Origin of the sequence: Sphingobacterium sp. DR205 (assembly GCF_011064245.1) — a bacterium.
Classification (GTDB): Bacteria; Bacteroidota; Bacteroidia; order Sphingobacteriales; family Sphingobacteriaceae; genus Sphingobacterium; species Sphingobacterium athyrii.
Window position 1 is genome coordinate 1,507,223 of the sequence record NZ_CP049333.1, and the last position, 12,157, is coordinate 1,519,379.

The window sequence follows — 12,157 nt, forward strand, 5'->3', positions numbered from 1 at the left end:
AAAGAACAGAATTTACCCCCTTTGACAAGAGGAAGTACCCGATATTTGGGTAATAACGAATTATAAACAATAACCAAATAAGGAAATACGGGTTAGTCTGTCATTAGCTTCGGTCAATAGCGAAGCCGGGACGAAATGGGAGCATGATGGTCCGAATTCCATAGTATAGTAAATAACCAATTAATAAAAATCTAACTTATGATGAAAAGTATCACAAAAATGGGGTGCTTTGTACTCTGCCTATTTTTACTAATGGGCAGTATGGGCTTACCGCTCTTTGCCCAGCAGAATATCCGGATTTCAGGCAAAGTGAGCAACAGTAAAGGCGATGCGCTACAGGGGGTGAGCGTCCGTATTAAAGGAAAGAGTCAGGGAACGAGCACAGATGCCGCCGGGAAGTATCAGCTTGAGGCTGCTCCTACGAATATCCTCGTATTTAGTCAGGTCGGCATGAAAGAGGAGGAACGGGCCATTGGCAGCCAGCGACAGATTGATGTACAGTTGGTCGAAAGCGATAATGCCCTGGATGAGATCGTAGTGACCGGCTATGGTAGCGTCGCCAAAAAACGAGACCTGACCGGGGCAATATCTTCTGTCAGCGCAAAAAAAATTCAGGAAAGACAACCCATTAATCTATTTGATGCCTTACAGGGACAAGCGGCTGGTGTACTGATCGTTAACGATGGCGGTGGTGCTCCGGGGGCAACAGGATCCATACAGGTGCGGGGAACCTCAACATTGAATGGTGGCAACGGGCCTTTGTATCTGGTCGACGGTGTTATCAATCCGGATGGTGCAAACATTAACCCTACGGATATCGAAAATATCGAAGTGTTAAAAGATGCTGCATCTGCCTCAATCTATGGATCGCGTGCAGCAAATGGTGTTATTTTGATCACAACCAAGCGTGGTGCGGAAGGAAAACCGCTGATTAACGTCAATTACAACCACCTCTTTGGCCGTCTGGCACACTATATTCCGGTGAGTAATTCGGCTGAAGTGCGCGAGTTTAGAAACATACAGGGACAAAATAGCAATATAGACTCGCTAAATCCAAGCTTTAATGCGGATAATGATCTTCAAAAATTGCTTCTCGGCAATCTTGCGCAAAAGAAAGAGATCAAGTTGAGTATAGGTGGTGGCCAAAAAAATCTTCGTTATTACAGCAGTTTAAATTATCTGGATGATAAGTCCATTATCCTGAATAGCTATGCAAAGCGTTTGCAATCGCGGATCAATGTGGAGTATCAGGCTTCATCGAAACTGAGATACTCCAACAATATCTCCTTTGCCTGGCAAAAAGGCAATAGCATTCCAATTGCCAATACGGTTCGTGTCGTTATGGACAGACCGGCCTATTCGCTGATCTATTATCCTGATGGATCATTGACGAGTTATGTTGGATCTAAACGAAATCCGGTCGCCAATGCATTGTATGAACAAAATATTGACGAAACCTATTCTGGTCAATTTAATAACCAATTGGACTATCAGTTGACGAATGATCTCAAATTGACGACTTTGTTCAATGCGCGGTTGGATAACTTGCAAAATACAGGTTTTTCGCCTCGTTTTCTATCGGCCAATAAAGATCAGAACAATGGGTCGAATGAATTTACCAAGACTTTCTCCTGGGAATTCCAGGCATTTGCCAATTATAACAAAACATTCGCACAGGACCATAACGTATATGCCCTGTTGGGATTCAGTGCCGATCGTAGACGTTTCGATCGTTTCCATTCTGAATATCTGAACAGTGTAAACGAGGAGGTCCTGGTCACATTTCCGGATTATCTAACCTCATCGAAGACGTATACATCGGCGACTGCAAATGCGACAGCCTCGTTATTCAGCAGAGTTGGCTACAACTATAAAAGCCGCTATCTTCTGCAAGCTTCATATCGAAGAGATGGTTCCTCACGATTTGGACCGAGCAACAAATGGGGGAATTTTTTCTCGGGATCTGCCGCTTGGCGTTTTTCGGACGAAAATTTTATGAAATGGGCTAAACCGGCATTACAGGATGCTAAACTCAGATATAGTTTTGGACAGCTAGGAAATGATAAAATAGGGGATTACGAATCTTACGCCAAAGTAGCATTTGGTGGAAATTATAATGGTGTGGGGGGAGCTTCAATGACCCCGACATTAGGTAATTATTTGATCAAATGGGAAATGACCACGCAGAACAATGTGGGTTTGGATCTTACATTCCTCAATGGAAGATTGGGCTTTACGGCGGACTACTATGTGAAGACAACCACGGATCTCTTATATCCAAGAGAATTGCCAAAAGAAACCGGATACACAAAACTACAGGTAAATGTGGGATCAATCCGGACCCGCGGAATGGAGTTTGTCGTTAATGCCCGACCGATCGTTCAATCGAATTTTACCTGGGAAATCAATGGAAACATCTCCTTTGAGCGTGGCAAGGTCGTGAAACTCGCCGACGGCATTCCCTTCTTTCCGGGGAATAAATGGTATCTCGAAGAGGGAGGACGCATCGGTAATTTTTACGGATGGCGTAATCTCGGTGTATATGCTTGGGATGAGTCCAATGCCTACAACGACAACTGGGATAAACTGACCCTCGTACTTGATGACCAAGGAAAGCCATTGTATCGTGACGGTAAACCTGTTTATACATCAGACGGCCAAAATTACGAGGGTCCGGTGCATCATCTATATGCTCCCGACGGCAAGCTGAAGGGGGGCGATGCCGAGTGGTTCAACAACAAACGCGATAGCTTGATCAATGACGATGATCGCATGATCCTGGGAAATCCTACCCCTGATTTCTACTTTGGTTTTATGCAGACATTTACCTACAAACGCTTTTCTTTAAATGTGCTGTTCAATGGGGCCATCGGTGGAGAAGTGTATAATGCTTTGTTGCAACGCCAGAACTATCCTTCAAATACCGGAGCGGGGTCACCGGATATGGTATACAATGTATGGCGGAAACCGGGGGATGAGGCCAAGTATCCTTACTACCCTGAAAGAAATAACCGTGGAAATATGAAGACGAACCAAAACAGTCTGTACATCGAAGATGCTTCGTTTATTCGACTTGCCAGTGCACGTCTGGCCTATACGTTTAGTCCAAATTTGGCCAATAAATTGAAAATGAAAGGCCTTACAACCTATATCTATGGTACAAATCTATTGACCTGGACGAATTATAGAGGCTATGACCCTGAATTCAGCACAACGAATCCGTTGACACCGGGCGAGGACGATGGCCGTTATCCAAGAAGGAGAGAGTTTGGTTTCGGTGTAAATGTTAATTTTTAGAAGATTTCAATTATGTACAAAATAAAAATTTTAGCAGCATTACTTTTTTTAGGCACATTGGGTGGCTGCAACAAATTCCTTGACGAAAAGCCGCTTGCAGACGGGACATTGGATCAGCACTACAAAAATATGTACGATGTACAGGCTGCAATGGCCGGCATGTATAGTGCTTTTCAGCTGGAAATGGTCGGGAAGGAACAGTATACAGAGAAATATCTTTACTGGGGAGAATATCGGTCCGATAATTTCGATCGCTTTATTAGTTATACCAAGGACTATGTCGATGAAATTGTGTTGAACAGTATCACTCCTTCGAATGATTTTTCAGATTGGAGTGGCCTTTATACAACCATTGGGCGGGCGAATAACAACATCAAATATATCCCACAGGCGGCACAGTTGGATAGTCGGATAACAATGGCTATGCAAAATGATTATTTGGCCCAGAGCTATGCACTTCGCGCCATGTCTTACTTTTATATTGTCCGTGTCTGGGGTGACGCACCGATCTGGTTAGAACCCTACGAAGATGTGCAGCAACCTGCTGAAAGAGCGCGTGAACCGAAGGAGAAACTCCTAAAAGATGTAATTATTCCAGATCTGGAAAAAGCCTATTCATTGATTACCAAAGACGCCAGAAGCCCCTTGTGGACAATCGGTGAGGCTGGAATATGTGCGATTATGGCCGATGTATATATGTGGCAGGGAGATCATGAAAATGCGATCAAGTGGATAGAGAAATTATTCCTGGCAAAGTCGCCGACCAATGTCACTTATGCTGGTTTAAATGAAACCAATCTACAGGATGCAGCGACCTGGAAAACCATCTTTACAAATCCATCTTCCAGCAAAGAGACCATCTGGAGTATCCATTGGGATTACCTGAAAAATGGCTGTGCCTGCATGCAAACTTCCTGGACATCAAATAACAAACAGGTGATTGTGGATGAAGGGATCTGGACCAGCTGGTTTCTGCCACAGACAACAAGTACACCAAGTCCGGATATTCGGCCAAAACAGACCTTGGATGTTTATTTCGGTATGCCAAGCAATAAGCGGGATCGATTTATTAAATGGTATCCGACAGAAGCAAATCCAACCAAAGCGGATCCTTGGCCTGCAACAAATCAATTGCTTCCGGTCTATCTGACCATGTACCGCCTGAGTGACATTTATCTACTGTATGCCGAAGCCCTGAACGCAAGGGGCGACAGGGAAAAAGCCATTAAATACTTGAATTTTGTGCGCAAACGTGCTCAGCTTCCAGCATATGATGTGAGTGCACCTGAATTGGCAACCCCTTATGCACTGGAAACCGCAATTCTGAACGAGCGGCAGCTGGAGCTTTTCGGAGAAGGGAAAAGATGGTTCGACCTGGTCAGAACAAACCGTGTCAAGGTCGTGATGGACCCTATTCTGAAACGTAGACAAGAGGATGCCGGAAACCTGGAAATGCCGGGATTCTTGGACCCTAAAAATCGAGCTTACTGGCCATTGAATAGAAATGTTTTGAACTCCAATAGTTTGTTGGTTCAAAATCCGGGGTACACAGATTAATGCGGGAATTTAGAAAAGGAAATTATGAAAAGAAATTTTAACATCAAGTGGATACAAGTGGGAGTGATGCTCCTGACTTTACTGACAACTGGCTGTTCCCTTTTTGATATGGAATTGCAGGAAAATTACGATTATGAACATAAAACGCTCGATCCTAATATTGGCATTAGCGCGAGGAAGTTTTTAGAAAACCGTTCCTATGGAACCCCTGAAAATCCAACAGATACCGCCTTCAAATGGATGCGCATGGGTTTGGAATACGCCGGCATTGATCTGAATGAACTGGAAAAAGCAGATCGAACATTTATTTTTTTGCACAATGATGCCATTAAAATTTGGGATGTGAAGACAAAAAAGGTAACGGGTGGACTCTTTTTAGATTTTCCTATCGTGACAGGAGTAGATGGAACCGGAAAGCCACTGACCAAACCTGCGGCGAAATGGGAAGATTATAGCAAAGAGGATGTACGGAATTATTTTCTTTATCTCATCCTGCAAGGGAAATATAACTTCGCTGATCTGAGCATCGACAATGTGAAGGCAAAAACTTTATTGCCGGCAAATACTGTTGCCAGTAAAGGATCGCTGCTGGGCTACCTGAATGAGGGGAAAGGTTTTGATCAGGAGGGAGCCATGTATTTAAAGCTGGTGAACAATAGTGATCTGGCTCCGATTCAGATTAATAATAAAACAACCAATAGATCGGGGGGATATGGGGTAACGAACGGTGTGGTGCATGTTTACGGAGTAAAGGGAAACACCACTGTCTATCCTTTTATTTCCTTACAGTAAATTAAAGACCTTCGATAAACTTAAATATGAACGCAAAAAAAATGGTATTTGCTTCGCTCTCACTCTTATTGGTGATCGGGAGCAGCTGTGAGAAACCGGTTATGATCAACATGCAATTAAATGGTGTCGCCTGTGTGCAATGTCATACCATTCAATCTGCGGCCGATCTGCAGGCCCTAAGTCTGCATCCGGGTGATACGGTGATTATGAAATCGGGGCAATGGACAGACCAGGAATTGACCTTTGCCGCCCAGGGGACAAGTCAGCAGCCTATCGTGCTGATGGCTGAACAACCCGGCACAGTGATTCTGAAAGGTATGTCTTCCGTTAGTATTACGGGAAAATGGCTTGTGGTCAGCGGGCTGGTTTTCCAGAACGGATATACATCAGGCAAAAATGTCATTGATTTCACCTCATCTTCATCAAATTGCCGGTTAACAAATAGTGCTATTGTGGATTATAATCCACCTACGGCAACAACGGACTACCGCTGGGTTTCGATCAATGGCTCTAATCACCGTGTTGACCATTGCTATCTCAAAGGAAAATCCCATCAGGGCCCTACGATGGTGGTCTGGGGAACAAACAAAACCATGAAGCACCGGATAGACCATAATTTTTTTGGGAAGCGGGCAGAACTGGCCAATAATGGCGGCGAAACTATCCGTATCGGAACGAGTGACTGGTCCATGACCAATGCATATACGACGATCGAGGATAATATCTTTCAGCGTTGCAATGGTGAGATGGAAATTATCTCAAATAAAATGGGCGCTGATACCATTCGCAATAATTTCTTCCACGAGAGTCAGGGGACGTTGTGCCTGAGACATGGAAACGGTTCTGCCGTCTATGGAAACTATTTTGTCGGTAATGGTAATAGCGCCGCCGGAGGAATCCGTATCATCGGTGAGGATCATATTGTTTACAATAATTATTTCCAGCATATGTCGGGAACGGGACAAAAAGCACCCTTGGTTTTAATGGATGGGGTACCTAATTCACCATTAAGCGGTTACTATCAAGTAAAACGTGTGAAGGTGGTGGCCAATACCATGATTAAATGTAAACAGTCATTTGATATCGGTTCGGGGAAAGGGGGGAGCAGCCGTACCTTGCCACCGACAGATGGACATATCGCCAATAATGTGGTGTCGCAAGTAGCGACTTCAACCATGCTGACCTTTACAGATCAACCCATTAATTTTACCTATCAGGGAAATATCGTCTATGACGTGCCGACGAGCCAACAGCTTCCGGCGGGCTTTACACGTCAGAATCCACAGTATACATTGACCGCTGAGGGAATCTATGAACCGACCGGAAATAGCCCGGTACTGGGTGCATTTGTAGGTAACTATCCTTTCGCGGCAGCAGCCGATGCCGGAGCTCCGAAACTGGACAACAAACACCGTGATCTTCTGAAAGCACAAAATATCGGTCCGGGATTTATGACCGGATTGGGAAATAGTTTGGTTATTAATCCTTAAATGATCCTAAAAATTTTCTCCCACTTTTTTCTTTTGTGCAAGGGAATTTAACTTGGTGGATTTTGCGGGATGGATTTGTCAATCCGCGCTGCATCATTGCATTTTCCCCATCTAAAAGTATGAAACAAACCGATGACTGTTCGGTTTTTCCACGTGGGGAAATCAAACAGTCCATCGACTGAACGAAAAACTCCCCTGACTGCAACAAGCAGTCAGGGGAGTTTTTCATTCAGTTACCCGGGAAGATGAGACAAGCACGCGTTTGTTTCATTTTTCCACGAGGGGAAATCAAAGTTCCATTGCTTTGTTTGTAGCAGTCATAGGACTTCGCGAAACTTCCATGAGACTGGATCGCAATTTTACTGTGCGAAACCGATCATTTACTATACTTTTTGACAGGTTTTGGAGAATGCTTTTTTCGGTATTCTTTATAATTTCCATGTTTTTCGTATTCCAGTGTACCTTCCTGACAGTAGCTGCTGAGATAAACAGAAAATTTATTGCTTTGCTCTTTGTTTGCATTCAGCTGTTGGATGATATCAGAAACACGACGGGGGATTTCGAAAAAATTGGAATTGTAAACAAGATCATCCAGTTCTTTCGTCATTTCGATGCGGCGCTTTGACTCAGGCGGGATATTGTAGAGCGGCGTTAAATCTATTTCTTTTTTGAATATGGTATGTGGTTGAATGTTCAAAGCACGGCAGATCAGGATAAAGTTATTCAGCGAGGCGCCTTTTCCTCTTTCAACAGCCGCTATTGTATTGGTCGTTAATCCCGTCATATTGGCTACATCTTTCAGGGTGTAGTATATTTTCTCACGTTGAATACGCAATTGCTCACCAATTTCCTCAAGTATTTGCTCATTAATATCTCCCATATACAAATGGAAAACTTATTTGCGCATTTTTAGAATAAATAAATTTTAATTTTATTTGCGCAAATAAATATTTGTTTTTATATTTGTTTCAACGAGAGCCGATAAAAAATATGAGAGGCAACAACAGCCTTGGAGAGAAGGTTGAATCTGTTGTTTATGACTAAAATCTAATGAATGAGAAAGTTAAGTTTTAAAAATATTGCAAAGTCACCAGAATAAAATTGATTTCAATTTTATAGACTTGTATCTAGCATCCTATGTTGATAACCCCTATTATTGACTTGTAACTGCCATTCAAAGCATAGGATTAATAAAAAATAAAATATTTGAATCGTTGAAATAGACTCCTTACTGAGTTTATTTTAAAGCTGTTTTTGCGCAAAAATAACATAATTATTTTGCGTGAGGGATGTTCTTTGACTTATTGGTATTGAAAAAGGAGAATATAAAAATATAGGCTGATCGGATGTTTTGCTGATCGGTTTGATGATGATAAGAGGCATCTTGTTATGCCGTAGGGTGAGCGCAGTGGCGACTCACTGAATACCCTTTTTTAATAAAGATGTTGGGATCATCAATTGTTCGTTGATCTAGATTTAAATCTATGTTGTTGATAACCTCCAAATGAGGGGTTTCCACAACTTTTTAAATAGGGTCTGCTGATAAAGTCAGGCAGTCTCTATAATAGTTTAAAATTAATTGCTAAAGGTAATACAGCGGTTATCGTACTAGGGGGGCTAATCGGGTCAACTTTACGTCCGACATGGGATAGTTGTGAACCGATAGACCCTGTCGGCTGGCATTTTGGCTAAAAAACGATGTTTGACGGCAATGGAGCCCTGTTTTTTGGTGAGTGTTTGCTTACCGTTTCGTATACGTTTTGCTCCAAAACGTATACGTTTTTCCTCATTTCGTATACGTTTTGAAGTGATTTGCATACGAAATGAAACAAAATGGAACTGTAATGGAGCGTCCTGTATCCTTTTTGGGCCAAACCGTAAGCATGCTGTCGCACAACGGGTCCGTTTTGTACGGGAACGACAGCGCGCTGAAGCAACTTAGTTCTGTTTCGACCTATAACGTTTGCGATTTACGCCAAGATAGCTGCAATTTGTCGCAACTTATATACAGTCCGGGGCATTTCTATTGCGAGTTGGAGCAGAACGATCCGAAGATATGCCATCATGCCTTTGATTCGATATAAAGCGCATGCATTTTTTGGTAAAATAGCTTCTTTATATGTAGACAATTGTTGCCACTGGCTTGTCGGCGAGAACAATCCAGCGGTTGCTGAGATCCAGATGATGTTGATGATCTCGAAATGTAGGGTATACACAGCAATATCCTCCTTATACAACAACCCCTTCTCCATGTTGATGACCTCAAAAAGTGGGGTATATACAACTGGAATGCTTATGATATCAGCACTTGCAAGATGTTGATGATCCCAAAATGTAGGGTATACACAACTTAAATAATTGGGATATACAACTTCTTCAAGGATGTTGATGATCTCAAAATGTAGGGTATACACAACACGAGCATTCGATATATTTAATCTGAGTTTGATGTTGATGACCTCAAAAAGTAGGGTATACACAACTGGAATGCTTATGATATCAGCACTTGCAAGATGTTGATGATCTCAAAATGTTGGGTATACACAACAAATATCATTCACATTATCTTTATTGGATTGATGTTAAAGATCTCAAATGTAGTGTATATGCAACAGAGTCTTGCGCCTGTGTTTTCTGATGCCGGATGTTGGCGATATGAAAAAAAAGTAGGGTGGTAACAACTCGTTTTACATAACTAAATGGGTTAGGTAATGTGGGATTTAAGTTTTATTGATAAACTAAACGAAATTATATATAGAGGCATCTTGTTATGCCGTAGGGTGAGCGCCAGGGCGACTCACTGAATACCCTTTTTTATAAAGATGTTGGTTAAAATTGATGCTATGTTATTGATTATTATTATGATACTAGAAGGTAGGATGTTGATGACCTCAAAAAGTAGGGTATACACAACTTAACGCTAACCTTTATCATTTAATTGGTGATGTTGATGACCTCAAAAAGTAGGGTATACACAACTTAGGGGCTAGATTATTCGGTATAATTTTGATGTTGATGACCTCAAAAAGTAGGGTATACACAACAGTGCTCTATTCAAGCGTTCACAACTTAAGATGTTGATGACCTCAAAAAGAGGGTATAAACAACTAAGTCTTGTTTGTGAAACTTGAGAAATTTGATGTTGATTATATGCAATTAGCGTATGGCTGCTACCGCAATTAATTCCCTTGGGTAATATGTGAAAAGTAAGAAAATTTTCAAAATTATATAGAGGCATCTTGTTATGCCGTAGGGTGCGCGCAATGGCGACTCACTGAATACCTTTTTAAAAAAGATGTTGGTTAACATTGATGCTATGTTATTGAGTATTATTACGATACTAGAAAGTAGGATGTTGATGACCTCAAAAAGTAGGGTATACACAATTCCCACCAATAATCACGTAGTTTCTCATTTGATGTTGATGATCTCAAAGTGTGGGGTATACACAACTAGCGCATGGGCTACTACTGTTTCTTTGAGTGATATTAGAATTTTCAAAATTATATATTGAGGCATCTTGTTATGCCGTAGGGTGAGCGCCAGGGCGACTCACTGAATACCCTTTTCTATAAAGATGTTGGTTAAAATTGATGCTATGTTATTGATTATTATTATGATACTAGAAGGTAGGATGTTGATGACCTCAAAAAGTAGGGTATATACAGCGGTTAATAATAAATTTAATTGCTCTAGATGTTGACGATCTCAAAAAGTAGGGTATACACAACTGTCCCTGTAGTATGTATTAAGGAATTCTGGATGTTGATGATCTCAAAAAGTAGGGTATACACAACTCCAAGCTTTTGAAACCAAATATTTTCTTTGATGTTGATGATCTAAAATGTAGGGTATACACAACATTATAAATTCTATCAAATCTTTTTGAGAAGATGTTGATGACCTCAAAAAGTAGGGTATACACAACGAGTTTAGAAATCTTAAGATAAACTGTCCGATGTTGATGATCTCAAAATGTAGGGTATATACAATAACGAGTTATGAAAAAACAATCTGATAGAGCGCTATACCATAGCCATCAAAACTATTGTAATCTTCAAAACTCTAATCCAACTCAATACCAATAAGTTTTTATAACCATGTAACGATTTACACTTACCCGGCTTCGGTTTCCATAAAATCCGTCAAGTTCCGCCGGAGCCGTGGTAAGTTGCTGATATATTGCTAACCATAAAAACGAATTATGAAACTACTTTTACTAAACAAGGACATTAAAACGGCTATTGAACACCTGCACAATGGGCATGAAAAGGGACTTAAATTTTTCTACCAAAAATTTTACGAACATTTCTTTTTCCGTGCACATCGCGCCACAGATGATGAATGTGCTGGAGAAAGTATTGCGCAGGAAGCATTCCTAAGGCTTTGGCTGTTCCGCGAAAATGTGCATTCCGAATCGGAGGTCTTCGAGTTTCTGAAAGTCCAGGTAAAGTCTGCCATTCAGGCTTTTTATCAAAAATCGCGCAATAGATTTCACCGAAGCTTACTCCGCCTCGATAGCATCGAGGATTATCAGGAGTTTATGCTGGGCTATGAACTGGAAGAGGAAAGCGAAGCCGATCTGCTCTATATCGAACAACTGGAATTGGAGAAGAAAAAGAAGATGGATCAAATTAATGCTATTCTGCCTAATCTCAACAGCGATCAACAACTCTTTATCCGTCTTTGCCTAAAATATAGTTTTAATTATGAACGTATCGCTTACTATATGGGGAACATCTCAGATTATGAGGTTGGTCTACATATGGAGAAAACAATCGAATACCTGCGTTCTATTATTCATAGTGAAGAGAAAATGCAGCTGATGGCTAAACCTGTCGAATTTAAATTAAATGACGAAATGACCGAAGAGGAGGCTGAGGTCTTCCGCATGCGCTATGAATTGCAGTATTCCTTTGACAAGATTTCAGAAGCTTTACAATTGGACGGGGGGCAGGTGCGCACATTATTTATTAATGCGCATGCAAAAATTAAATCTGCTAAGAAAACGGCATAACTAA

Annotated in this window: 7 protein-coding genes and 1 CRISPR repeat array; of the genes, 5 read left to right on the plus strand and 2 right to left on the minus strand. The window is 41.4% G+C overall.

All coding sequences use genetic code 11. From position 1 onward, the window contains the following. Nucleotides 1-198: 198 nt before the first annotated feature. Genes G6053_RS06375 through G6053_RS06390 form a run of 4 tightly spaced genes read left to right on the plus strand, consistent with a single transcriptional unit; the run spans nt 199 to nt 7,136 of the window. Entirely contained in the window at nt 199-3,297 is a 3,099-nt protein-coding gene (locus tag G6053_RS06375) for a TonB-dependent receptor (RefSeq protein WP_165305842.1), read from the plus strand. A 12-nt stretch (nt 3,298-3,309) separates the two neighbouring features. Further along, nucleotides 3,310-4,854, plus strand: a complete 1,545-nt coding sequence (locus G6053_RS06380; RefSeq protein WP_165305843.1) for a RagB/SusD family nutrient uptake outer membrane protein — start codon at nt 3,310-3,312, stop codon at nt 4,852-4,854. Nucleotides 4,855-4,878: 24 nt separating this feature from the next. Next, a complete protein-coding gene (locus G6053_RS06385; RefSeq protein ID WP_108637014.1) occupies nt 4,879-5,646 on the plus strand; it encodes a hypothetical protein in 768 nt (255 codons plus the stop codon). A gap of 26 nt (nt 5,647-5,672) precedes the next feature. After that, entirely contained in the window at nt 5,673-7,136 is a 1,464-nt protein-coding gene (locus G6053_RS06390; protein WP_165305844.1) for a polysaccharide lyase 6 family protein, read from the plus strand. 376 nt (nt 7,137-7,512) lie between these two features. Here G6053_RS06390 and G6053_RS06395 read toward each other — a convergent pair whose 3' ends face one another. After that, nucleotides 7,513-8,016 carry a helix-turn-helix transcriptional regulator gene (locus G6053_RS06395; RefSeq protein WP_165305845.1) on the minus strand — a complete coding sequence of 168 codons (504 nt, stop codon included), beginning with the start codon at nt 8,014-8,016 and terminating at the stop codon, nt 7,513-7,515. 1,090 nt (nt 8,017-9,106) lie between these two features. Next, a complete protein-coding gene (locus tag G6053_RS06400) occupies nt 9,107-9,616 on the minus strand; it encodes a hypothetical protein (RefSeq protein ID WP_165305846.1) in 510 nt (169 codons plus the stop codon). 398 nt (nt 9,617-10,014) lie between these two features. Further along, nucleotides 10,015-10,245: a CRISPR direct-repeat array (repeat unit 36 nt; unit sequence GATGTTGATGACCTCAAAAAGTAGGGTATACACAAC). Nucleotides 10,246-11,340: 1,095 nt separating this feature from the next. Here G6053_RS06400 and G6053_RS06405 point away from each other — a divergent pair. Next, a complete protein-coding gene (locus G6053_RS06405; protein ID WP_165305847.1) occupies nt 11,341-12,153 on the plus strand; it encodes a sigma-70 family RNA polymerase sigma factor in 813 nt (270 codons plus the stop codon). The last annotated feature ends 4 nt before the right edge of the window (nt 12,154-12,157 follow it).